17 protein-coding genes and 1 tRNA gene are annotated in these 24,219 nt (G+C 36.3%); 3 read left to right on the top strand and 15 right to left on the bottom strand.

Annotated features, from left to right (window positions below; translation table 11 throughout):
- Window positions 1-82 precede the first annotated feature (82 nt).
- Entirely contained in the window at window positions 83-1,552 is a 1,470-nt protein-coding gene (locus tag ELS83_RS17105) for an OmpP1/FadL family transporter (protein WP_171596763.1), read from the top strand.
- A 113-nt stretch (window positions 1,553-1,665) separates the two neighbouring features.
- Here ELS83_RS17105 and cysN read toward each other — a convergent pair whose 3' ends face one another.
- From cysN to ELS83_RS17065, 9 genes are all read right to left on the bottom strand, one after another.
- Window positions 1,666-2,937, bottom strand: coding sequence for a sulfate adenylyltransferase subunit CysN (gene cysN / locus ELS83_RS17100; RefSeq protein ID WP_171596762.1), 1,272 nt, complete (start codon window positions 2,935-2,937; stop codon window positions 1,666-1,668).
- Window positions 2,938-3,022: 85 nt separating this feature from the next.
- The gene (gene cysD, locus ELS83_RS17095; protein WP_171596761.1) at window positions 3,023-3,928 is read right to left on the bottom strand and encodes a sulfate adenylyltransferase subunit CysD; all 906 of its coding nucleotides are present in this window, start codon (window positions 3,926-3,928) and stop codon (window positions 3,023-3,025) included.
- A 329-nt stretch (window positions 3,929-4,257) separates the two neighbouring features.
- Entirely contained in the window at window positions 4,258-5,097 is an 840-nt protein-coding gene (locus ELS83_RS17090; RefSeq protein WP_171596760.1) for an enoyl-ACP reductase FabI, read from the bottom strand.
- Between the two features lie 118 nt (window positions 5,098-5,215).
- Window positions 5,216-6,871, bottom strand: coding sequence for a DNA repair protein RecN (gene recN, locus ELS83_RS17085; protein WP_171596759.1), 1,656 nt, complete (start codon window positions 6,869-6,871; stop codon window positions 5,216-5,218).
- A gap of 59 nt (window positions 6,872-6,930) precedes the next feature.
- Entirely contained in the window at window positions 6,931-7,830 is a 900-nt protein-coding gene (porD, locus tag ELS83_RS17080; RefSeq protein ID WP_171596758.1) for a type IX secretion system protein PorD, read from the bottom strand.
- A gap of 58 nt (window positions 7,831-7,888) precedes the next feature.
- The gene (locus ELS83_RS22330) at window positions 7,889-8,491 is read right to left on the bottom strand and encodes a phosphopantothenoylcysteine decarboxylase domain-containing protein (protein ID WP_346728163.1); all 603 of its coding nucleotides are present in this window, start codon (window positions 8,489-8,491) and stop codon (window positions 7,889-7,891) included.
- Between the two features lie 44 nt (window positions 8,492-8,535).
- Entirely contained in the window at window positions 8,536-9,093 is a 558-nt protein-coding gene (locus ELS83_RS22325) for a flavoprotein (RefSeq protein WP_249414477.1), read from the bottom strand.
- Window positions 9,094-9,158: 65 nt separating this feature from the next.
- A complete protein-coding gene (locus ELS83_RS17070) occupies window positions 9,159-9,494 on the bottom strand; it encodes a DNA-directed RNA polymerase subunit omega (RefSeq protein ID WP_171596757.1) in 336 nt (111 codons plus the stop codon).
- Between the two features lie 23 nt (window positions 9,495-9,517).
- Window positions 9,518-10,321, bottom strand: a complete 804-nt coding sequence (locus ELS83_RS17065; RefSeq protein WP_171596756.1) for an outer membrane protein assembly factor BamD — start codon at window positions 10,319-10,321, stop codon at window positions 9,518-9,520.
- A 168-nt stretch (window positions 10,322-10,489) separates the two neighbouring features.
- Here ELS83_RS17065 and ELS83_RS17060 point away from each other — a divergent pair, with 168 nt between their 5' ends.
- On the top strand, window positions 10,490-11,740 hold the full coding sequence (locus ELS83_RS17060) for an aminotransferase class I/II-fold pyridoxal phosphate-dependent enzyme (protein ID WP_171596755.1): 1,251 nt from the start codon (window positions 10,490-10,492) through the stop codon (window positions 11,738-11,740).
- Window positions 11,741-11,855: 115 nt separating this feature from the next.
- Here the strand turns inward: ELS83_RS17060 and trxB are convergent, their stop codons facing one another.
- The 4 genes from trxB to ELS83_RS17040 all read right to left on the bottom strand — a co-directional run bounded on the left by trxB (window position 11,856) and on the right by ELS83_RS17040 (window position 16,974).
- Complete coding sequence (gene trxB / locus ELS83_RS17055) at window positions 11,856-12,848, bottom strand: thioredoxin-disulfide reductase (protein WP_216616641.1); 993 nt, start codon at window positions 12,846-12,848, stop codon at window positions 11,856-11,858.
- Between the two features lie 386 nt (window positions 12,849-13,234).
- Window positions 13,235-15,139: a pyruvate carboxylase subunit B gene (locus tag ELS83_RS17050; RefSeq protein ID WP_171596754.1), complete on the bottom strand. Its 1,905-nt coding sequence runs from the start codon at window positions 15,137-15,139 to the stop codon at window positions 13,235-13,237.
- 48 nt (window positions 15,140-15,187) lie between these two features.
- Window positions 15,188-15,376: a hypothetical protein gene (locus ELS83_RS17045; RefSeq protein ID WP_171596753.1), complete on the bottom strand. Its 189-nt coding sequence runs from the start codon at window positions 15,374-15,376 to the stop codon at window positions 15,188-15,190.
- A 41-nt stretch (window positions 15,377-15,417) separates the two neighbouring features.
- On the bottom strand, window positions 15,418-16,974 hold the full coding sequence (locus ELS83_RS17040; RefSeq protein WP_171596752.1) for an acyl-CoA carboxylase subunit beta: 1,557 nt from the start codon (window positions 16,972-16,974) through the stop codon (window positions 15,418-15,420).
- A gap of 837 nt (window positions 16,975-17,811) precedes the next feature.
- Here ELS83_RS17040 and ELS83_RS17035 point away from each other — a divergent pair.
- A tRNA-Pro gene (locus tag ELS83_RS17035) sits at window positions 17,812-17,887 on the top strand.
- Between the two features lie 1,847 nt (window positions 17,888-19,734).
- Here ELS83_RS17035 and ELS83_RS17030 read toward each other — a convergent pair.
- Window positions 19,735-20,049, bottom strand: coding sequence for a hypothetical protein (locus tag ELS83_RS17030; protein WP_171596751.1), 315 nt, complete (start codon window positions 20,047-20,049; stop codon window positions 19,735-19,737).
- Window positions 20,046-24,219: DUF6443 domain-containing protein (locus ELS83_RS17025; protein ID WP_171596750.1), on the bottom strand; the 4,174-nt coding region annotated here is incomplete at its 5' end. The genes ELS83_RS17030 and ELS83_RS17025, both read right to left, overlap by 4 nt.

Here is a 24,219-nt window from a genome sequence, read left to right as displayed (position 1 = left end):
TGATACTTCTATAAAATTTAATTTACAGACAATTCTATATTGTATTTTGCTAATCCTACTAGCTTCATTAAAATCTTTAGATATGAAACGCATTTATTATATATTCATTCTTCTACTATTATCTGGAAGCTTAAGTGCTCAAACCATTGATGATGCCTTACGTTTTTCAAAGCATGATTATAGTGGAACGGCCCGCTCTATGTCTATGGGTGGTGCATTTGGTGCCCTTGGTGGCGATTTTTCAAGCTTAAGTATTAACCCCGCAGGTATTGCGGTGTACCGAAGCTCTGAATTTACTTTTACTCCATCGCTGGAAATGGTGGAAACATCCAATAGCGGTGAGACCAACGACAAGTATAGTTTCACAATTGGAAACATAGGATACGTTGCCAGTATGGTACCACGCATGGCTCCTGAAAAAGGAATCCAAAACTTTAACTTTGCCATTGGATACAATCGCGTGGCAAACTTTAATCGTGAAGGATTTGTGATGAGCTTGGAATCGCCAGGTTCGAGATTAGATTACTGGGCAAATATGTCCAATGGAACTAATCCTGATAACTTGTATCCATTTGAAGAGCAATTAGCGTACGACACCTATTTATTAAACCATGATGATAATTTCAATTACTTGATCCCTCTTTACGAGAATGATGTAATGGATCAAATGAAATATATCGATGAAAAAGGATATATTGGAGAATACATCATAGCAGGTGGTTTTAATGTTTCTCATAAATTCTATTTGGGAGCATCCATTGGTATTCAGGATGTGTATTATAAGGCAAATACCACCTATATTGAAACCATTTATGGATTGGATGGAACAATTCTTCCAAACGAAAGTGCACTTGAAGAATTTACTTTTAGAGAGTATTTAAAAACAACCGGTGCCGGTGTTAACTTTAAAATTGGTGCCATTATAAGACCAATAAAAAATCTTCGACTTGGAATCGCTTTACATACACCAACCTATTACAATCTTGATGAAAGGTATGATACCTATATGAGCTCCCAGTTTACGCCCGACATGAGTGATCAGCCTGAATTTCCTGAAGATGGAAATGCTTATCACGAAAAGTATTCTGACTTTATTGCAAAAAGTAATTTCGACCTTGAAACACCATTTCGAGCGATATTTAGTGGAGCTTACCTGATAGGTAAAAGAGCAATAATTAGCGTTGATTATGAAATGATCGATTACTCAAAGAGTGAATTTGATGATGATGATTACAACGAATTGAACAGGTCAATTTCTCAATCATACCAATCAACACACAACCTGAGAATTGGTGGTGAACTAAGAGTTAACCCTAACTTTAGCTTAAGAGGTGGCTATGCAAGAATTGGCGATCCTTACAAAGGAGATATTGATGAAGGTTATGAAACCTACTCTGGAGGTTTGGGCTTTAAGCAAAACAATTTCTTCTTCGATTTAGGATATCAGTTCAGGGAATATGACGAAGACTATGTATTTTATCCTGGAAGCGATATCGTAACGATGAACAACAAAAATCATCAATTAAGAATGACATTTGGATTTAGATTTTAAATCGATATAACACTACTACTCTTTAAGGTGGCTTTTAAAAGGCCGCCTTTTTTTATGCATAAAAAAAGCTGATACCCAATGGATATCAGCTTGTATATCGAATGATTGATTTCTTATAAAATCATACCCGCAGCAACAGTTTCGTTGGTTCCTTCATCAATCATGATAAAGCTACCTGTAATTCTGTTCTGTTTATATGAGTCAACAAATAAAGGTTTGGCAGATTTAAATTTGATACATGCAATATCGTTCAATCCTACCTGCTTGTCATCGGTAACCTCTTCCAGGGTATTCACGTTCACTTTAAATTTCACGTCGCGAACCATACAACGAGCTTCGTTAGAAGTATGCTTAATTGTATACTTTCCTCTTGGCATCATTGCACGCTCATTCATCCAGCAAATCATGGCTTCGATTTCCTGCTCTGCTTTGGGTGCATTATCAGCTGCAACAATCATATCTCCTCTCGAAATATCCACATCATCAGTTAAATTTAAGGTTACTGACTGTGGTGGGAAAGCCATTTCAATTTCTCCATCAAAGGTATCAATTGACTTCACTGTTGATTCCAATCCTGAAGGCAATACTTTTACCTTATCACCCGGACGGAAGATACCACTTGCCACACGACCTGCATAACCTCTATAATCGTGATATTCATCAGATTGAGGACGAATTACATATTGTACAGGGAATCTTGCATCTTCGTGGTTTCTATCGTCTACAATTTCGATGGTTTCCAACAAATTCAACAAAGTAGCGCCCTGGTACCAATCCATATTTTCAGATGCATCTACCACATTATCACCAAATTTTGCTGAAATTGGAATAAAGCGAACATCTTTAATATTTAATTTCTCTGCAACTTTTTTATAATCTTCTTTGATTTTATTGTAAGTCTCTTCAGAGTATCCAACCAAATCCATTTTATTGATACAAACAATAATGTGTGGAATTTGTAAAAGGTTAGCGATGTATGAGTGACGCAAAGTTTGCTCGATTACACCATTTCTGGAATCTACCAAAATTAAGGCAGCATTTGCAGTTGAAGCTCCAGTTACCATGTTTCGGGTATACTGAATATGACCTGGAGTATCAGCAATAATAAATTTACGCTTTGGAGTCGCAAAATATCTATAGGCAACATCAATTGTAATTCCCTGCTCACGTTCAGCTCTTAATCCATCTGTTAACAAAGCAAGGTCAACTTCTTCGTCGCCTCTTTTTTGACTACTGATTTCGATAGCTTCCATTTGATCTTCGAAAATGGCTTTACTATCGTATAATAATCTACCGATAAGAGTACTTTTACCATCATCAACACTACCAGCAGTAGTGAATCGCAAAAGCTCCATATCTAAATATCCTGATGTTTTATCTGACATATCTTTTTTCTAATGATTAATGGTGAATGATTAATGATCTGAACTGTATTCATTAATCATTAAACACTAATAATTACTAATTATTCTAAAAATAACCTTCTTTCTTACGGTCTTCCATAGCTGCCTCAGAACGTTTATCGTCGTGGCGAGTTCCACGCTCTGTAGTTCTCGAAGCTGCTACTTCTTCGATAATATCTTCCAAGCTATTCGCTTCCGATTCTACCGCACCAGTACAGGTTGCATCACCAATGGTTCTAAAGCGAACAATTCTTTTCTCCACTGTTTCGGTATCACGCATTGGAATAAAATCAGAAACCGATAGTAAGTTACCATTACGAACAAATACCTCACGTTCGTGAGAGAAGTAAATATTTGGGATTTTAATATTTTCCAGATAGATATACTGCCAAACATCCATTTCTGTCCAGTTCGAAATAGGGAATACTCTGAAGTGCTCACCCATATGTTTCTTACCGTTGAACAGGTTCCATAACTCTGGACGTTGATTTTTTGGATCCCACTGTCCAAATTCATCGCGATGCGAAAAGAATCTTTCTTTTGCTCTGGCTTTTTCTTCGTCACGACGACCTCCACCCATAGCACAATCTACTTGTAGATCTTCAATTCCATCAAGAAGAGTTACTGTTTGTAATTTATTTCTACTTGCATCGAATCCTGTTTCTTCAACTACTTTTCCCTGGTCGATTGAATCCTGAACGTAGCGAACTATCAGACGAGTTCCTGTTTCTTCCATCAATTCATCTCTAAACTGAATTGTTTCCGGGAAATTATGGCCAGTATCAATATGCATTAAAGCAAATGGCACCTTTGCCGGAGCAAAAGCCTTACGAGCCAGGTGAAACATTACGATGGAATCTTTTCCCCCTGAGAATAGCATCACAGGATTTTCAAATTGAGCAGCAACCTCACGAATTACGAAAATAGATTCCGCCTCAAGTTCTCTTAAATGATTAATATTGTATTCCTTCATTCGAAAATAATTTATTTACTTCTCATCTACCCAGAAGGGTATTTATCAGTCCGTTCAAATTTCCTTCTTCACATTCCAATCATTGTGCATTGGCATGCACATCGAAAGATTTCTCTACATCAATAACCTCTTACGCAACGGCACTAACTGATTATTGGACGATCAAATCGGCAATTATTCCTTAAAACTCATCTAGTTTAAGAAAATTAAGGGCAAATGTACATATTATCACTAGATTTTAAAAATGTATTTGGTCTATATAATTAACGATTTTGGCAAAAAAAAATCCGAGTTTTTCAACCCGGATGTAAAGACTAAATTGTATGCTATTATTCTTTGCAATCGCAAGGATTGAAACTCTTGTTGTACTGGCTCATTGCTCTGTAACTCATACCCATACTTGAGAATCCTCCATCGTGAAACAAGTTCTGCATGGTAACCTTCTTGGTTAAGTCAGAGAACAAAGTAATACAGAAGTTGGCACATTCCTGAGCATCGGCGTTACCAAGCGGCGACATTCTTTCCGAAAAGTCGATCAAAGAATCGAATCCTTTAACACCGCTACCAGCAGTTGTTACCGTTGGCGATTGTGAAATTGTATTTACACGTACACGTCTTTCACGACCATAGATGTATCCGAAACTACGAGCGATTGATTCCAACATGGCTTTCGCATCGGCCATATCATTGTACTCGTACATGGTTCTTTGAGCTGCGGCATAAGAAAGCGCTACTACCGAACCCCATTCGTTAATTGCATCTAATTTCTTTGCTGATTGCAATACTTTATGGAATGATGTTGCAGAAACATCAAGTGTTTTTTTAAGGTATTCATAATTTAAGTCATCGTAAGCGTGACCCTTACGAACATTTGGAGACATACCGATAGAGTGAAGAACAAAGTCTACTCTTCCGCCCAACACTTCCATCGATTTGGTAAATAATTCATCCAAATCTTTTGGGTTGGTTGCATCGGCAGGAATTACCTCTGCATTGCATTTTTTAGCCAATTCATCGATTGTTCCCATACGAATCGATACAGGTGTATTGGTCAAGACGATTTCAGCACCTTCTTCAACAGCTAGTTCAGCAACTTTCCAGGCGATCGACATTTCGTTCAATGCCCCGAAAATAATCCCCTTTTTTCCTTTTAATAAATTATACGACATAATTTGAAATTTTCAATTTTTCAGGTGGTAAAGATAACCATTAATTCGCATAATGATTCTAAACAAGCTTATTAATTAAGACTGAATAAATTCTTTAATTAAAAATCAAAAAGATCATCTAACTATCTAACAACACTTTAGCATTTTCGAGAGCAGCTTTGGTCAAATCAGAGCCACTAAGCATCTTGGCAAGCTCCTCAAGGCGATGCTGTTTGTCCAGAAGTACGATGTTTGAATAGGTTTCGTGTTCATCATCGGCTTTATAAACCTTGTAGTGATATTTACCTTTTCCTGCAATTTGAGGAAGGTGCGTAATGCTTATTACCTGAATATTTTCAGCCATTTGGTTCATCATTGCACCCATTTTATCTGCAATTTCCCCCGAAACTCCGGTATCAATTTCATCGAATACAATAGATGGTAATGCTGTTGAAGAAGAAATTAAATACTTTATACTCAGCATTAAGCGCGAAAGCTCACCCCCGGAGGCTACTCTCTGTACTTCTTCTAAGCTTCCATTCTTGTTTGCACTAAATAAAAAGCTTAGTTTATCGGCTCCCAATTGCTGAAAATCTTCGTTATTTGAAATTTGTATTTTAAAATTGGCGTTAGGAATTCCCAATAAAACCAATTGAGCAGTGATTGTTTTTTCAATCTTAGGAATTGCTTTTGTCCTACTGCCTGTAAGGTTTTCTGCAGATTTTTTTAGTTTCGATTGCTGTTCAGACAATTGTTTCTTCAAATCGTCAATTCTCTCATCACTCGATTCTATTTTACCTACTTTTCCTTCGAGCTCCTCTCTTATTTTGATCAATTCATCTACCGAATCAACCCTGTGCTTTTGCTGTAGCGAATAAATTGCATCCAAACGTTGATTCAAAAAATCGATTCGCGCATTGTCGAATTCTACCGATTCATTGCTGCGATCAATCTCCTGCGATAAATCCTGCAATTCAATTAAAGCACTATCCAATCTCTCAAAATAGGCATCTGCTTCCCCAAAAACATCTTGAATTTTAGCCATTGAGCTTCTTGCCTCTTTCAGTTGCGATATTACCGAAGAGTCTCCTTCCGACAGCAAACCATAAGACTGGTACAATCCGGATTTAATCTCTTCTGCATGGTTCAGAGTTTCCAACTCCTCTTCCATTTCCTTTTGTTCGCCTTCAATTAAATTGGCCTCTACCAACTGCTCCAGTTGAAACTGGAAATAATCCAAATCTGCTTTCTCCTTGGCAGCTTGTTCTTCCTGTAATTTCAGTTCCTTTTTTAGCTCCTGGTATTTCTTAAAGTTTAACTGATATTTGGCAAGTACAGAAGTATTTTTTGCATAGGTATCAACAATCCCTACCTGGTATTCAAAACTACCCAGAACCAGGTTCTGATTCTGACTATGAATATCCACCAAACGAAGCCCCAGCTCCTTTAGCGTTTTTAAATTTACCGGGGTGTCATTAACAAAGGCCCTGGTTTTTCCACTGGGTAAGATTTCACGACGAACCAGTGTTTCCTTATCGTAATCCAATTCACGGCTTTCAAAAAACTCCTGCAAATTGTATTTCTCAATCGAAAATGAGCATTCTATTACGCACTTCTTCTCTTTATCTTTTAGTACATTCCCCTCTGATCTCTGACCTAAAACCAAAGATAAAGCACCTAGCAATATCGATTTTCCCGATCCGGTTTCGCCGGTTATTACAGAGAATCCATCAGAAAAATCGATTTCCAGTTGATTGATTAATGCAAAGTTTTGTATGGATATTGATTGAAGCATATTCTTGAAAATAGATAATTAGGTTTCGCAAAAATAATGAATAAGAAAAAAATCGGGTATTACTTTTGCCCGATTATTTTGTTATACTTTTTAATATTTGCAGGATCAATCTCACTCAGAATATTAAAGACTCGCTTTTTTTCATCGGTAAAAGATTCGCTAAAAATATTAACCAGTTCATCCGCTTTTGCATCAAAAAATATTTGAAGAATAAAAGCTCCTGGCTTAGCGCGATATGCCTTCTGCAACAAACGTAAACTTTCTGCAATTTCCGCCCTCGATTCGGTCAAATGATCCGACATCCTGTCCAAACCTAAACGGTGATAGCGATACAAACATTCTCGAACCGGGCTGTATGCATTATTTAGTATATTTTCGATTAACCAATACCTGTTATCCCTGCTTTCATAAGCCTTCCACCCTACGGTATTAGAATTCTGCATTTTATTTACAATAGATTCGGCTCTTGCAAAATATGGAGCTCCACCATCCATGGCGAATGTGTCGTAATCAAGCCCTAAAATCAGGTAGGCATAATAAGCCAATAGTCCTGTGAGTTCGCTAGGCGTTACAGTTTCGTTAAAATCAAGGGTTTGATATTCCACGTATTTAAACTGTACATCATCATCCTTAAAGTTCAGCAATACGGTATTGTATGATGAATTGTACACCGGACGACTCGCTTGCACCTGCAAACTACCACGGAATTCATCTGCGGATATTTGCTCGGTAAGATTAAATAAGAAGGTACATTCAATTCTCTCATCGTAACTGTATCGATGATCGGTCCATCGACGAGTATTCATAAACTCATTGATTGCCGTCTGCATGGTTCTAAAAACCTGTTTGTTGGTTCCCTGAATTTTCTGGCTTACTACCTGAATATTGCATTTAAATTCTTGCGAAAAAGCAGGAATCGAGAGCAATGCAACCATTAATACTAGAAAGAATTTACGCATAATTGTATTTCAAAAGTTCACAGCTAAAGTTAAAAATTATAACGAAACAGATGCCAACTTATTTCTCATAAAACCCAATTATTTCGGCAACAATGTCTTTGGCTACCTCTGTTTTAGGTTTCAGGTCGTATTTCTTTGCCAAACCATTATTATCGATGATAGATATCTTGTTGGTATCGTGTTGGAATCCAGCTCCGGAATCGTTTAATGAGTTCAACACAATAAAATCAAGATTCTTCTTTTCAAGTTTAAGCTTGGCATTAAACTCTTCATTATTGGTTTCAAGGGCAAAACCAACCAGAAATTGAGAATTTGATTTCTCCTTTCCTAATGAAGCTGCTATATCTTTGGTAGGTGTAAGTTCGATGGAATAATTCTCTTTCCCTCGTTTCACTTTTTTATCTTCCGGATGTAAGGGAGTAAAATCTGCCACAGCGGCAGTCATAATTCCACCATCGCAATCCGAAAAGTTGTTCACAGATGCCTCATACATCTCTTGTGCAGTAACAACATCAATTCTTTTGATGTTTGGATGCTTTTCTTTTAAAGCAGTTGGCCCACTCACCAATACAACCTCAGCTCCATTTTCAGCTAATTCCTCGGCGATGGCATATCCCATTTTTCCCGACGAAAAATTACCTATAAATCGTACCGGATCAATCTTTTCGTAAGTAGGCCCTGTAGTGATTAAAATCTTTTTATCACTTAGTTTTTTTTTTTATCCTCAAGAAATTCGCTTAGCTTTTGCGCAATAATTTCAGGTTCTTCCATCCTTCCTTTACCATACAAACCACTTGCCAATTCCCCACTCGAAGGTTCGATAAATGAATCGCCATAGGATCTTAAAATATCCATATTACGCAGAGTAGCCGGATGCTTGAACATATCCAAATCCATTGCCGGAGCATGAACAACCGGACATTTTGCAGATAGGTAGGTAGTAAGAAGTAAATTATCGCAAATACCATGAGCCATTTTAGCCATGGTGTTTGCCGTAGTCGGTGCAATAATCATTACATCTGCCCAAATTCCAAGGTCAACATGACTGTTCCACGAACCATCATCATGTTTAAAAAAATCGGACAATACAGTATTCTTAGACAAGGTAGCCATGGTTACCGGCGAGATAAACTCCTTGGCATAAGGAGTCATGATTACCTTTACATTAGCACCTTCTTTTACCAAAAGTCGAACAAGAGAAGCTGCTTTATATGCTGCAATACTTGCAGTAACACCTAATATGATATTCTTATCTTTTAACATAAGCTCTTTCTAAAAATAAAAAGTTCCCTCTTTGTACAAAAGGGAACTTGACCATTATTTACTAATTAGTCTTCTGATTTTTGCTCTTTAGAAGGATTTCTGTAATAGATTTCTCCATTAATGAATTCCTCTACCGCAATCAAAGTAGGTTTTGGTAATCTCTCGTAATACTTAGAGATTTCAATCTGCTCGCGGTTCTCAAATACTTCTTCCAAGTTATCTGTATAAGAAGCAAATTCCTGCAATTTCTTATTCAGTTCACTTTTCAGTTCAACAGCAATCTGATTTGATCTTTTAGCCATAATCATAACAGATTCGTAAACATTACCCACCTCTTTGCTCATTTCGTTCATGTTGCGAGTAACTGTAGAACTTGCTGCATTTGTTTTTTTGTAATCCATACTGTGTAAGAATTAGATCTATTTTAATTATTTATATTAAACTTACTTAAATATGCTTCCATATCTTCAAGCATTTTTTCGGCACGTTTCATGTGCTTACTTTCAGGGTATTCATCTACAAAAGCGTAATATTCTTCTTTTGCATTGTTGTATCTTTCGCGTTGCTTAGATGGGATACTTTTCGCTGCCAATTGGTGTTTCGATTCCAATAGCATAAACATCAAATCTTCGCGGTGCGATGATCCTGGATAATCTTTCAAACTATTTTGCAATGCAATAATTGCCGATGGGAATTTTTCTCTGTCGTAATAATTTCTTGCACTTAAATATGATTTGTATACCAGCTTATCCTGTAATTCATCGATGTATTCGTTACAAGCAGGAATTCGAGTTGAGTTTGGATACCTGTTAATGTACAACTGAAATGCATCAATGGCATTCTGAGTTGGTGTTTGATCCAATCTTGGCTTTGGCGACTCCATGTAATAACAATATGCACTCATGTATAAACATTCCTCAGAGTATGGACTATCAGGAAATGTTTTCAAAAAGTTTCTAAAAAAATATCCAGCCGAGATAAAATCTCCCTGCCCGTAAGAACAGTAAGATATGTAATAACTAATTGTTTCTGCTTTACTTGTTCCTCTATAAATCGGAAGTAATTCTTCAAACAGCGTTGCAGATTTTGCATAGTTTTCAGAATTATAATACTCTATTGCTTTCTTGTATTTAAGAGAGTTATCGGTACTTTTCAGCAATTTTTGATACTCGCTACATCCTCCTAAAACGAAGGCGAAAAGCACGAACAGTAAGACAATTTTTCTCATAGGCTTCGCTACTATATTTTTTTGCATTTTGCAAAGATAAAGTTTTCATATGAATTATGACATACTTTCTCACGTATATTATACAAATCTTTATAATTTATTGCTTTAAATCCAAAAAAGATTACTTTTGCACAGTTAGAAAGAAAATAACTCAAAAAAGCATAAATCGTGGATATTTTTGACAAAATTAAGACCCAGAAAGGGAATATCGGGCAGTACGCAAAGCAAGCTCATGGTTATTTTGCTTTCCCTAAATTGGAAGGCGAAATCAATTCAAGAATGAAGTTTCGTGGGAAAGAGGTATTAACATGGAGTTTGAACAACTATATTGGTTTGGCAAATCACCCAGAAATTAGAAAAACAGATGCTGAAGCAGCTGCAAAATGGGGTTTGGCTTATCCAATGGGAGCTCGTATGATGTCGGGACAAACAAGTCTCCACGAAGAATTAGAATCTAAACTTGCCGAATTCGTAGGTAAACAAGATGCTTTTCTTTTGAACTTTGGATACCAGGGAATGGTTTCTATCATCGACGCTCTTGTAGGTCGTCATGATGTAATTGTTTACGATTCTGAATCTCACGCTTGTATCATGGATGGTCTTAGACTTCACCCAGGTAAGCGTTTCGTTTATCCTCACAACGATATGGATAACCTTCGCAAGGAATTAGAGCGTGCTACCAAATGGACTGAAAAAACAGGTGGTGGTATCCTTGTAATTACAGAAGGTGTATTCGGTATGGCAGGTGACCTTGGTAAATTGGATGAAATCTGTGCAATGAAAGACGATTTCAACTTCCGTTTATTGGTTGACGATGCTCACGGATTCGGTGTAATGGGTAAAACTGGTGCTGGTGCAATTGAGCACTTCGGAGTTGAAGACAAAGTAGATCTTCACTTTAGTACTTTCGCAAAAGCTATGGCAGGTATTGGTGCATTCATCGCGTGTGATGAGGAAGTTGGTACTTACCTAAGATATACAATGAGATCTCAGATCTTTGCTAAATCTCTTCCAATGCCAATCGTTGAAGGTTCATTGAAGCGTTTAGAAATGTTGAGAACTATGCCAGAACTTCGTGAAAAACTTTGGTCTGTAGCTAACACGCTTCAAAGCGGATTAAAAGAAGCTGGATTGGATATCGGTGTTACTGAATCTCCTGTAACTCCTGTTTATCTTTCTGGTAGTGTTGCTGAAGGTACCCAGGTAACTATGGATTTAAGAGAGAATTACAATATTTTCTGTTCAATCGTAGTATACCCTGTTATTCCTAAAGGACAATTATTACTTCGTTTGATTCCAACAGCAATGCACTCACTTGAAGATGTTGAGTACACTGTTAACGCATTTAAGGAAGTTTCAAAGAAACTTAAAGAAGGAAAATACAGTAAGGATAAATTTGCTGATGTATTCAAGCAGTAATCTTACTTTATTAAGATATATGAAGAGGCATTCGAGAGGATGCCTCTTTTTTTGCAAGCATAAAAATACCCGGCCATAATGAATAGCCGGGTAATATTATATTTTTTGAAAGCTTCTATTCTCTTTCTGCCAAAAATCTTTCAGCATCCATAGCAGCCATACAGCCCGATCCTGCTGAAGTAATAGCCTGACGATAATGTGGGTCTTTTAAATCGCCCGAGGCAAACACACCAGGAACATTTGTCTTGGTTGAGTCTGGCTCTGTAATCACGTAGCCCTGATCATCAGTTTTTAGGTAATCAGCAAATACTTTTGAGTTTGGTGTGTGACCAATCGCTACAAAGAAACCATCAATTTTGATGTCCACTTCGCTTTCATCTTCCTCTCCCATTCTCTTGATTAACTTCGCACCTTCAACAACGCCATCGCCATATAGCTCTTTAGTATTGTGTTCGAACAAAAGCTCAATATTTTTAGTTTTGAAAACACGATCCTGCATAGCTTTAGATGCACGTAAAAATGGCTTACGAACGATTAAATATACTTTGTTACACAATCCGGCAAGGTAAGTTGCCTCTTCGGCAGCTGTATCGCCACCACCAACAACTGCTACATCTTTTCCTCTGTAGAAAAAACCATCGCAGGTTGCACAGGCCGAAACTCCAGATCCCATATATTTCTCTTCGGTTGGGAAACCAAGATATTTTGCAGTAGCACCTGTTGCCAAAATTACAGTTTCAGCTTCGATTACTTTCTTTTCATCAACTACTACTTTGTGTGGATACACCGAAAAATCAACAGCAGTAACCAAGCCCCAGCGACAATCCGTTCCAAATCTTTCCGCTTGCTTTTTTAAATCTGCCATCATATCCGGCCCAGTAATCCCTTCAGGATATCCTGGGAAGTTATCAACTTCGGTAGTTGTTGTTAACTGACCACCTGGTTGTAGCCCTTCAATTACAACAGGATTTAAATTTGCTCTTGCCGCATAAATTGCAGCAGTATAACCGGCTGGTCCCGAACCAACGATTAAACATTTTATTTTTTCAACATCACCTTCAGGGATTTTAGGTGCATTCTCGTTTAAGTTCATTGATTTAAATTCCATGTATCTTTAACTATTCTGTTTCTATATTAAAATTGGACAAACAAATCTACAAAATATCCAGATAATTAACTGTATTCATTAATAGAAAGATTAGATAACAGAATCAATTTTATCGAATTATCATTTATGCCTTTTCAATTGACTTATTATACCAATTGCATTTCAATGTGAGTCTTAAGCGAAACATTGAGATTGCAATGGTTAATGCCGATAATAAACGAAAGAGACTTTGGGAGAAAGCGAACCAAAGGCTCATTTCGATATTAAATCGGTATTACATGAGCTGTAACAAATCATTTTAATCCTCATTTATCAACAGGTATAAAATAAAACACCCCCTGGATTGGCTTCCAGGGGGCGATAAAAACTCAATAATTAAATAGTCATTAGGCTTTTGGCTCAACTACTAAAAGTAAATCTCCTTTAGCAACAGAATCGCCAGAATCACATTTAATTTCTTTTACAATACCTTCCGCTTTAGCATCAAGATTGTTCATCATCTTCATAGCTTCAAGTACTACTAATGTATCTCCAACTTTTACTTCGTCTCCAACTTTCACCTTGCACTCCACAATCATACCTGGGATTGGAGCAACTACACTACCTGTAGCAGTTTCATCAGCAGCAGCTTCTTTCTTCTTACGGCCTTTGAATTGAGGTGCAGCAGGACCATTTGGATCGTTGATTTCTACAGTAAATGTTTCTCCGTCAACTGTAACTTCAAGCTCACGACCGTTTCCTTTACCTTTAGAAGTTAATTCTCCAGAAAGTGCTTTTCTTACCAGCTCTTCTTCTTTTTCAACTTCTGCCATTGTCTTAGCCTTTACATCAGCAGGAATTTCTTCCATTCCATATTTCCATTTCAGGAAGCGTTTCCCAGTAACTGGGTAAAGTGCACACAATACTTCATCATCGATATCTTTTGCAAGATCACCAAATGTCTTTTTCACCTCATCCATTTCTGGCTCAAGAATCGAACCTGGACGTGCTGTAATTGGTTCCTCACCTCTTGGGTAATCTTTAAGAGCTTTCTTCTGAACCTCTGGGTTGATTGGGTGAGTAGTTTTACCGTACAATCCGTAACAAAGGTCTTTTACCTCTTTGGTAATTTGTGCATATTCTCCTTCGTAAGAATCGAACAACACATTGTTTACAGTCTGTACACCAACAATCTGAGATGTAGGAGTAACCAATGGAATGTTACCAAGATCTTTACGTACTTTAGGTAGTAAACGGAATACTTCTGGAAGTTTATCCAATGCATCCATTGCTTTCAACTGGTTTACAAGGTTAGAAAGCATTCCACCTGGAGTTTGGTGCAACAATACGTTGATATCAGTAGTAGCATACTTAGGGTTATTATCTAAGTGCTTGTATTTCGGGATGTATTTCTCCATTTCTTCAGCAATTGCATTAATCTTGTTAATGTCCATTCCTGAATCACGGTTAGTACCTAATAAAGACATGATCAATGGCTCAACAGCAGCATGAGAAGTACGGTATGCGTAAGGTCCGATACAAGTATCAACGATATCTACACCAGCTTCGATTGCTTTGAAAATTGCCAAATCACCCATACCTGAAGTAAAGTGAGTATGCAGGTTGATTGGAGTATCAGTGAATTTCTTGATTTCACGTACCAGGTTGTAAATATCATAAGGAGCTACCAAACCAGCCATATCCTTAATACATACAGAATCAACACCAAACTCGATCAAATCTTTCACTTTATTGATGTAGTATTCCATGTTGTATACTTCACCACCCAAACGAGGTTGGTTTAGTGTGTAACATACCACACCTTGCAAATGCTTTTTGTTGTCTTTGATTACTTTAGCAGCAGTTTCGAAGTTTCTGAAATCATTCAATGCATCGAAACAACGGAAGATATCCATACCATTATCGATTGAACGCTGAACGAATGCCTTCACTACGTCATCAGCATAGTTACGGTATCCTACAACATTCTGTCCACGAAGAAGCATCGAGAATGGAGTTTTAGGCATGTGCTTTTTCAATACTCTTAAACGCTCCCATGGATCTTCACCCAAGAAACGGTGCATTGTATCAAAAGTTGCTCCCCCCCAAGTTTCAACAGCATTGTATCCAGCATCATCAATCATTTCTGCAACTGGCAACATATCTTCTGTACGACCACGAGTAGCAAATAGCGACTGGTGACCATCACGTAAACTTACATCATTAATTTTAATTGGGTTCTCAGCTTTCGGACGATCGCTACCGAAATTAAGTTCGCTCATTTGTAGAACCCCATGCTTATCGTATATCATCTTTTTATCTTTTTTGAATTAATACTTCTCCTGGTTACAGGAAAAAAATTACGCACTTCTTAGATTACGACCACGTAGCTGAACAATCTTACGTTTTGTCATCATCATTTTAATGCCAGTACGTGACCAAGAGCTATTTGTAGAACTTTCAACCTTTAACGCTTCAGCTTTCTCCTGCTCTACATAGTGAGCAACTGCTATAGCAACTGCTTTTTTAATCTTTTCTTCTCGTGTCATAATTATCTTGTATTAATAATTAATTTTTAACAAAGTCTATCTTACAATGGAATATTTCCGTGTTTCTTAGCTGGCAATACCTCTGCTTTAGTTTTCATAGCATTTAATGCATCAATCAAACGAGCACGAGTTTCGCTAGGAAGGATTACATCATCAATGTATCCGCGCTGAGCTGCCAAATAAGGCACGTTAAATGCATCTTCGTATTCCTTAATCTTTTCGTCGGTTTTAGCTTGCTTATCGTCAGCAGCAGCAATTTCTTTTTTGTATGAAGAAATTACCTCTACAGCACCTTTAGCACCCATAACCGCAATTTCAGCTGTTGGCCAAGCGAATACCATATCAGCACCCAATGGCTTAGAACACATTGCAAGGTATGCTCCACCATAGTCTTTACGTGTTACCACAGTAAATTTAGGTACAGTAGCCTCTGCATAACTCCAAAGAAGTTTTGCACCGTGACGGATAATACCGCCTAGCTCTTGCTGAACTCCAGGAAGATATCCAGGAACATCAACAAATGTTACCATAGGAATATTAAAAGCATCACAAGTACGAACGAAGCGAGAAATTTTATCAGAAGCGTCGATATCCAAACATCCTGCCTGAATTAATGGCTGGTTTGCGATGATACCAACTGATTGGTTATCTAAACGACCGAAACCGATAATTGCATTCTCTGCATAGTGCTCATGCACTTCGTAGAATTCTCCCTGGTCTAGTACTGATTCAATAACAGCCTTCATATCGTAAGGTGTTTTTGCATCATCAGGAATCATAGTATCCAATTCTTCACAAACACGTTGTGGATCGTCACCCATTTGCATTTGAGGAGTTTCCTCAAGGTTATTATTTGGCAAATAGCTTAACAAATCGCGAATTGCTTCAATTGTTTCTTCATCTGTATCGCAAGCGAAATGTGCGTTACCACTTTTTGCGTTGTGAGCCATAGCTCCACCCAACTCTTCGAAAGTAGTTTCTTCACCTGTTACTGTTTTAATTACGTATGGAGATGTAATAAACATGTGACTTTGCTTTTTAACCATGTAAACAAAATCAGTCATTGCAGGAGAATAAACTGCACCACCGGCACAAGGACCCATAATGGCAGAAATCTGTGGAATAACACCCGATGCTCTTGAGTTACGCATAAAAATTTCACCGTAACCTTTTAGTGCATCAACACCTTCTTCTACACGTGCTCCACCTGAATCATTCAATCCAACAACTGGGGCACCAGCGCTAACTGCCAAATCCATTACTTTACAGATTTTTGCAGCATGCATTTCACCTAAAGATCCACCTCTAGAAGTAAAATCCTGAGAGTAAGCAAATACAGTTCGTCCGTTTACTAAACCATGACCAATAATCACTCCATCAGCAGGAATTTCAGTTGATTCAAAGCCAAAGTTTACACAACGATGTTCTACGAACATATCCAATTCTCTAAAACTTCCTTCATCAAAAAGCAAGTCTATTCTCTCTCGTGCGGAAAGCTTCCCTTTGTCATGTTGCTTGGCAACACGAGCCTCACCGCCCATCATTTTAACTTCTTCTCTTTTTTTCTTTAAGAGATCTAACTTTTCAGATACCTTCATCTTTAAATATTATTTTCAAGTAATTTGCTAAGAAAACCTCAAGGATATTTCTAATTTACCTCAAACGTATTCTACCTTAAATCTTGCATGCCGAATTGCGCAACTTAAAATATTTACATCAATTCAATTGATCTGCTTATTTAAACCTTTCACGGTTTAAAGAATTATTTCATTATTCACTGGCGAATATAAATACTTTCATTGTAGATAAGAAACTGTTTAAAAACAGCAGTACGCCATCGTAAACGTTTGAATATCAAAGAACACTTCACTACAATCCTCCTATCTCTTTGTCTTTCTGTGTGTTAGTTAATTTTTTCTATATTCAAAAAAAAATTTAAAAAAAATCACTTAAGTATTGTAAAACATGTTTTAATAGAGTCAAAAAGTGATAAAAATCATGATGATTCAATTCTATTCTTTTCATTTCAATATCATCATTAATGGCGTAAGATATAAATAACAAACTACCAATGATATGGGTATATTTACCCATTTTTATCAAAATGATAAAAGTCTATTATTTCAGTACACTTTAAGCTCATTTTCACCCAAGTTCGTAAGAATAGGAATTGCCCTGACAGTTTAACCGTAGATTATATACAAGAGAGATACTTACTTTAACTGGAAAAAGATCAAATTTAACGTATACGTTTGCGTAATTTATTGTCATACATCTTACATGTATATGGAATTTTTTCTCTATTTAAGACAATATCATTATTTTCGCTTATTCCAGAGCAAAAAATGTTATCCGGCAAAATCAATTTTACCTAATATTTCTCATTCTAATTTTTTGCTGAAAGTTTTACATGAATTATATTTGTTTTCACAGTTCGGGGCGTAGCTCAGCCAGGTTTAGAGTACACGTCTGGGGGGCGTGGGGTCGGAAGTTCGAATCTTCTCGCCCCGACTTCTAATAATTAACACATTACAAAACCATTTAAGATGTCTATTATAAGCAATCTAAATAAACTCGTGAGTATTTCGTGAGTTTATTAATATTTTATCTTGTCTGTTCATATTTCTATCTTACAAAAGAATGTCATCTTAATACATAGATTGTTTAAATTTTTTGTGTAACCTGTAAACCAGGAACTCAAATCTCTAATTATCTGGAGATTAGGCTTATTGTGAAAGTTTACACGTTTACTTTTTATTTGGAAGACTGAATTAATGATAGAAATGAACTAATAATGGACATTTTTTTTACTTTATGGACTTGCATACAAAAGAAGCATATCCAATTCCATAATCTAGAAATACTCACTTATAATAAAGACATATATAATATTGTTCATAGTTGTAAAAATAATTCCATTCTTTTTATGTTTAATTGTTTTTGAATACTGTCCTTTCTTCAACTGAGCACATTTCAACTTATATTGAGCATTTGAAATTAAACTTTTAAAATCCTGGTTGGGTGCGCCAGCTTTAATATTATTAATTTAAAAGATTAACAATTCTTAGAATGAGAAAAACATACTGTCAAGAGGATCAAATCATTTGTTCCTAATATACTATTGGATACCAGAGAAAGGTAATAGTGATGCTACCATTTATAATTGGATAGCTAAATATGGAGGTTTGGATGCGTTATAGATAAACACGTAAAAAGATATTAAAAAAGAAATTGCTCGTTTAAAATAGATATATAAATCACTAATTATGCTTCAACATTCTTTTGAACAAACGGATATAAAGCTTTAAGCTTTTAACAAAAAAAAAGAGTTGCCACATCACATGAATGAAGAGTATTAAATTAGTGTTCATCAGGACTGGATTTTTGGTGAATCTCGTAAAGTCAATTTTTCTATTTAAATCAAAAGAGAGAGATCACTAGCTCATGATGGAACAACTATTTATTGTGATAGAAATTAATTGTGGCAGACAAATATTCGTCCAACTGATGTTGGATATACTAAAGTCGTCTCTGGTTGAAAGGATATAGTTGGGACTACAAAACAGTCTATCATATTTATACGGCAATGAAACTAAACCTTCATAGGGAAGCCAATAAACGCCTTTCCGCACATAAAAAGCAGCTATTCATCCTACAAAATTGAACCAATTCTGATCTTGAGATGTTATACACGATGGATAGTGAAACAGCGATAACAGTCTATTAACTATCATAACACATCAAAGTACTGATCATTGAAGCTTATTTATCTATTCACTCATTATGGCTTATTCAAGTTTTGAATCGTTTGAAGGAAGCACTTGGTATCCCAAGATGATTCACCTAGACAATTGTCCAGAAACCATCAGCACAAAATTGGACGATTATTGTACAGATAATGAATTTGAACCGGCATTTATTCGGTCATGAAAATCTACTAAGAACCACTTTATTGAGCTTTTGAGGTAGTTTGAGAAGAGAACTGTAAATACTCATATGTGCTTGGAAAGATCCGTGCACTATGAAATAAAAAGTCAGCAATGGACGTTCGATTAAATTCTCCATTCTCCCGTTAAGCACTCAATTTCTAATTATTTAGAACTCATCGTATAACAGTATATTTTAAAATCTCTAATTTTGATGATCCAAAAATGAAGAAAACTTACATACCTTTTTTAAATCTAATCCTTATAGGTCATAAAATTAAACCCACTCACAATAATCTTGTAAGTGGGTTTGATTATAGTTTATCGCCTCAAGTTTTTTTTAAAGATATGCATAATTAGTTAATATAGTAATTTTCTATTATCCATAATTAAGTTCATAAAAGTTCCAATTACTAATTTCCTATTTTAGCCTTAAAAAAAAATATTTCCATCCCAAGGACTTACTGGTCCTCTCAAATAAGTCATTTTTAGAAAAACAAACAATAATTCAACAATACAAGTAATAATAATTTTAGTATTGTATACTTTATTTAGTCTCTGTAAATTATTTCTTAAGTAGATAATAAGAATAATTAACACGAAAATAATTAAAGGAATACTTATTGACAAATCTCCCAAGCCTAATCCAAACCTTACTCTGCCTTTAAAATTTCCATAAAAAACTAATACATTAACACAAGTCCAAATTATCATAAATACATGACATGCTATTTTATTCTTTTTCATTGCTCTATCTGTTTATGGGTTATTTTTTTTATTCGAAAGTCAATATTTATTTCTGGTAACGATCCTGGGGTTTTAAGCAAATTGGGTCTTGTATGTAAAAAATGAGAACTTATTGGATCATAGTATGGTGCTCTTGTATTTCTTACACGTCCAAAATGATTAGGTTTAGTTGGTATATCAATATAATCCTTAACTTCAACATTGATAGTATTTTGGTTATTATATGTTCGACTAGCTACTTTTCCACCAGCTATTGTGGCCAATAATGTCTGAACTTCATCATAATTACTAAAGAAATGTAAATGATTATCTACTTCAACATTAGATGGATTCTCAATATCATTAACTCCGTTATACGCTGGAGTTGCAATTGTGATTAAATTTATTAATCTATCATCATTACTTTTATTTAATGCTTTTTTGATAATATTAATCGCCTGAATACCAACATTTCCTCCATGGCTATGCCCTATTATGGTAATGGGTTCACCATTATCATCTAAGTTTGCCAAAACAAAAGCTGCTAAAGCTTGGGCAGCGACCCCACGATCCGTTTCATTATTATCAAATTCATTCGTTCCTTTCGGCCAATTAAAACCTCTAATTACCTCGCTGTTGCCTGACAATCCCTTGAGAAAATCGTCACTTAATGCATAAAAGGTTTCTGAGTCCGAATTTGTACCATGAACTGGAAACGCTTGAAGTCCCCAAAGATCAATATTAGCAATAGGAGAGTTCTCAGCATAATTATAATTAGTTACAAATGCAAATTGATCAGAAAGAATATCAATTCCAATAAATCTTCCTAAACTTGGCTCATACATTCTGGCTCCATAATCTAACCAATCCGTCTCATCCTGCAACTCCTTAGCGTTATACAGGTATTTCTGGTTTGCATCTGAAAGAGAACTTACCATATCCATTCTCATCCCAAAAGGATAGTAGTGGTTGGTTTCCTTAATTTGCTTATCCTCCGTTAAACTGATTCTGGTATTACCCAAGTGATCTTTTACAAAGAACTGGTACTCTCCATTATCTCCTACATTTAACTTCCCTTCCTCATTTATAATATATGCCAAAGAACCATCTATGTATACAAAGTTACCTAAATATTGTAAATCTTGACCACTTTCTATACGATTTTCTAGTTTTACACCTGTTGCATCGTATGCGTACTGAATTGTCCTATTTTCATTGTTTGACACATTTTTCACAATACTTTCCGGTAAATTCAGAATGTTATAATCAATGGATGTCAAATTTTTATTGTCATCTCTTTTCATGTTACCATTCCAATCATAATCATATTCATCCTGATTACTGGAACTCTCCTTAAATCCAATCAATTGAGTATGTGCGTCATTCACGTACATCAATCGATTCGATCTTGGATTATTCATATTCTTATATCCATATGTCAACTGATCAATATGACCTGCCTCTCCATCTCTACTTAAAGTCATAATATTACCATTCAGATCATAAGTGATGTCAAACACATCAAATTTATCGATAGGATTGTGCCAAGTTCCTGTATTTTCCCGATAATCCGCCTTTAAAATTCTATTTAAGGCATCATACCTGTATCCATAGGCCTGTTCATGATCTATTCCGTCTTCAGCATTAGTCCACCATTGCATAGCTCCAATATTACCATTGAATTGATTCTGTCCGCCAAACAATGTAGAACCCGTATCGTAATTCAACTCAAAACCAAAGTTATCATTGTCTCTGCCTGCCATTTGCGATGGATTATGCGAATTCATCTGCGTTAGCCATCCCCGAATATTATACTGATAATCCATTTGTTGAAGATTACCATACAAGACCTTTTTCTCTAATTGTCCCAGCTCATTGTAATCCATGTGAACAATCTCCGCCCTCGTTTTTTCAACTGCATCACCTCTATACTCCAGCTCTATGGATATCATTCTACCCGCATGATCGTAATCATACCACTTCTCTTCATAAGTAGTATAACCATTTACATTATGATCATGAAGCTTCTTAACCAATCTTCCTGCAAAGTCGTACTGTTTAGTAATCAGGTCTATTCCCATTAGATAATTCTCCTTCCAAGTCTGCACTATCCTGTACTTCTTATCATAGAAATTAATTGCCCACAGTTCATCTCTCCAATTGACTCCAGGATTAAATACCTTGGTAAGAGTGGCTGTTAATTGTCCCATTGGTTCAGGAAGTAATTCTGCAATTACATTATAACCTGTAACGTTATGGTATTTTCGCTTATCTGATGTCAGAGGTAAACCATCAATGTTATAATCATCGTAATAAGATACCGTTAACACATCTAATTCCGAAATCGTTTTAGGAAAGGATCGATTAGTATAGGCATATAAATTACCTGTACTATTATCTCTTTCTTCAAACATTGTAGCCACTGGATAATTATTGTTATTATTTACTTCACCCTGTAAACCACTTTGACTATCTCCATTGATGTAAATTCCTGTCATTACAGGACGGTTCAATACATCGTATTTGATGAACTGCCAACATGGGCTTGGCTGACCATTCTCATCTTTACGATTTCTTTGGTTACCATCCTGTTTTGCTACCAACCTGTCCCTGCTGTCATATACCATCCATACCTCTTCTGCTCCCGGTATTTTCTTATGGGTCATTCGCTTCCTTCCATCATACTTGTACCAGTAACAGTATCCACTGAGTTCTTCACTACTGATTGTAACATTGCCATCTGCAAAAGCTTGTGGTGGCAACACATATCGCAATAGTCCAAAATCATCATAAACATAATAGGTATTTACTTCTTTTGGATTTCCTCCTGGATTGTTTGAGTCTTCCACATAACTTCGTTTCAATATCAATTGTCCCTGTTTGTCCTTGAATTCTTCTATTGTATGCAGTTTATTTAAATTAGTATTACCTGTATCTTCCCAGTTTTCATTTTTGCTTATTGTTTTATACAATTCCTTTTCGGTATAGTACTGATGATTAGGATGATGAATCAAATTACCATTTTCATCTAATTCAAAACAAACCACTTCATTAGTTAGATTAGACAAATAGTCCTTCTTTACTGTTCTCCCTGTACCATTGGACACATTATCTGTTTTATCAATCTTCCACGCACTGCCTGGAGCCCCCTGTTCCACTACTCTATGCAGAAGTGATCCGTCAAACTCTTTCTCAGCATAAGTAAAGTCCAATTCTACATGATCATAATGATTAATCCAGTTGTTTCTATTGATTGGATCATTATGTAGTACTCCATTAGTAGTCCTACCAACTGTTGCAAAAGGCAGATAAGATTTTTTTTCTCTTCCAAAGTTATCATATACTATAGGTTGTATTAAATCTTGAAGATCAGGAGACATCTTAATGCTTACCGTTTGAATTGGTCTACCCAAACCGTCAAAATATTGAATGTTTTCTGATTTTTGGAATACTGACAGTCCATCCACACTAGCTTCATCTGTAATCCCTTCTTCCTCAATAATAGTTGTTAAAATATAATTTTTGTTAGTGTAAACTACAGGCGATTCATCCACATTAACTTCTATGGATGTGGCATTACTCCAAAGGTAAGTTGGTGCATCTTTTCTGGATCTTAAATAAACAGTCTTGCTAACATAAACCTCCTTAGTAGGCAATGAATCTGTCAAACTAGTGCTTTCTGCTGTTTCCTGCCAATAATAACTTTCTCCAGATGGTGCTACTGGCATAGTCAATACCACTTTACCAGTTTGATTACTCACAGTAGGGGTCGATGGTGTAATTGGTTCCGATTCTACCGTTATATTACCCTGTCTTGCAACACTCCAATACCCTGTTACATTATGCTTGGAACGTAGAAAGTAAATTGACCCATCAACGGTAAAATCTCTATTTGTCGAAACATCTACAGTTGATTCTCCAGCGACCGAATTTTGCCAATAATAAGTCTCGTGATCTGGAGCCTGAGGCATACGAAGTGTAGTTACACCATCTGCATAGGTAGCTGTTGGCGCTGCAGGAATGCCAGGGTTATTGTAAACCTCTACTATTCCTGATTGGGCAGTACTCCATGTATCAAGTGTTGCATTATAGGAACGGATGTAATACGTAGCTCCGTCAACTGTAAAATCCTTGGTTACATTGGAGTTCGTCTTATCAATTCCACTTGCACTTGTTTGCCAGTAGTAAACT

The sequence above is a fragment of the Marinifilum caeruleilacunae genome, from assembly GCF_013141825.1.
Taxonomy (GTDB): Bacteria; Bacteroidota; Bacteroidia; order Bacteroidales; family Marinifilaceae; genus Marinifilum; species Marinifilum caeruleilacunae.
This window is presented reverse-complemented; position numbering and strand designations above follow the sequence as displayed.

What these genes read in the sequence shown, in the direction of transcription:
- ELS83_RS17070 (WP_171596757.1), bottom strand. Translation starts at nt 9,494, where the DNA reads ATGGATTACAAAAAAACAAATGCAGCAAGTTCTACAGTTACTCGCAAC.
- ELS83_RS17065 (WP_171596756.1), bottom strand. Translation starts at nt 10,321, where the DNA reads ATGAGAAAAATTGTCTTACTGTTCGTGCTTTTCGCCTTCGTTTTAGGA.
- ELS83_RS22325 (WP_249414477.1), bottom strand. Translation starts at nt 9,093, where the DNA reads ATGTTAAAAGATAAGAATATCATATTAGGTGTTACTGCAAGTATTGCA.
- porD (WP_171596758.1), bottom strand. Translation starts at nt 7,830, where the DNA reads ATGCGTAAATTCTTTCTAGTATTAATGGTTGCATTGCTCTCGATTCCT.
- ELS83_RS17050 (WP_171596754.1), bottom strand. Translation starts at nt 15,139, where the DNA reads ATGATATACGATAAGCATGGGGTTCTACAAATGAGCGAACTTAATTTC.
- ELS83_RS17090 (WP_171596760.1), bottom strand. Translation starts at nt 5,097, where the DNA reads ATGTCGTATAATTTATTAAAAGGAAAAAAGGGGATTATTTTCGGGGCA.
- ELS83_RS17030 (WP_171596751.1), bottom strand. Translation starts at nt 20,049, where the DNA reads ATGAAAAAGAATAAAATAGCATGTCATGTATTTATGATAATTTGGACT.
- cysD (WP_171596761.1), bottom strand. Translation starts at nt 3,928, where the DNA reads ATGAAGGAATACAATATTAATCATTTAAGAGAACTTGAGGCGGAATCT.
- cysN (WP_171596762.1), bottom strand. Translation starts at nt 2,937, where the DNA reads ATGTCAGATAAAACATCAGGATATTTAGATATGGAGCTTTTGCGATTC.
- ELS83_RS17045 (WP_171596753.1), bottom strand. Translation starts at nt 15,376, where the DNA reads ATGACACGAGAAGAAAAGATTAAAAAAGCAGTTGCTATAGCAGTTGCT.
- trxB (WP_216616641.1), bottom strand. Translation starts at nt 12,848, where the DNA reads ATGGAATTTAAATCAATGAACTTAAACGAGAATGCACCTAAAATCCCT.
- ELS83_RS17105 (WP_171596763.1), top strand. Translation starts at nt 83, where the DNA reads ATGAAACGCATTTATTATATATTCATTCTTCTACTATTATCTGGAAGC.
- ELS83_RS17040 (WP_171596752.1), bottom strand. Translation starts at nt 16,974, where the DNA reads ATGAAGGTATCTGAAAAGTTAGATCTCTTAAAGAAAAAAAGAGAAGAA.
- recN (WP_171596759.1), bottom strand. Translation starts at nt 6,871, where the DNA reads ATGCTTCAATCAATATCCATACAAAACTTTGCATTAATCAATCAACTG.